Here is a 786-nt window from a genome sequence, read left to right on the forward strand (position 1 = left end):
CGAAGGTGAAAAGCCGAGCGCCGTCGTCGAGAGCTATGGATTTCACCGCAGCGTGATTTACCGCTGGATGAGAACGGTGAAAGGTCGTGGGAAGGGCCTGCGGGCGCTGGCGTCGCGCAAAGGAACGGGACGTCCGAAGAAGTTGACGCCGGCGCAAGAGCGGCAAGTGTTTCGCTGGATCAACGGCAAGAACCCGCTGCAATACGGTTTCGATTTTGGCTTGTGGACGCGGCAAATCGTGCGCGAACTGGTGGAGCGGGAATTCGGCGTGAGGCTGAGTCTGGCGTCGATCGGGGGGATGTTGGCGCGCTTGGGATTGAGCGCGCAGAAGCCATTGCAACGCGCCTATCAGCGTGACCCGGAGGCGATCGAGCGTTGGCAGCGGGAAACCTATCCGGCCATTGCGCGGCGTGCCAAGCGGGAGAAAGCGGATGTCTGTTTCTGGGATGAATCCGGCTTCCGGGCGGATGCGGTGCAAGGCACGACGTGGGGCGTGAAGGGAGAAACGCCGGTGGTGCAAACGCCGGGGCAACGGCAAAGCATCGGCGCGGCGTCGGCGGTGAGCGCCAAGGGCGCGTTCTGGTTCGCGACGTACAAGGGCGCACTGTCTGGCGAGCTGTTCGTGGACCTGCTCAAGAAGCTGATGTATCGCCGCAAGAAAGCGCTGCATCTGATTGTGGACGGGCTACCCGCGCACAAGAAGGCGGTGGTCAAGGACTACGTGGCGAGCACGCAGGGAAAGCTGACGCTGCACTTTCTTCCGGGATATGCCCCGGATTTGAATCC

General features: G+C 62.2%; 1 protein-coding gene. It reads left to right on the top strand.

The features are described 5' to 3' along the window. Window positions 1-786, top strand: a 786-nt coding sequence (locus tag ACZIRK_RS45320; protein WP_474419855.1) for an IS630 family transposase, incomplete at both ends; no start/stop codon positions are given.

It is taken from the genome of Bradyrhizobium sp. Leo114 (assembly GCF_055229415.2).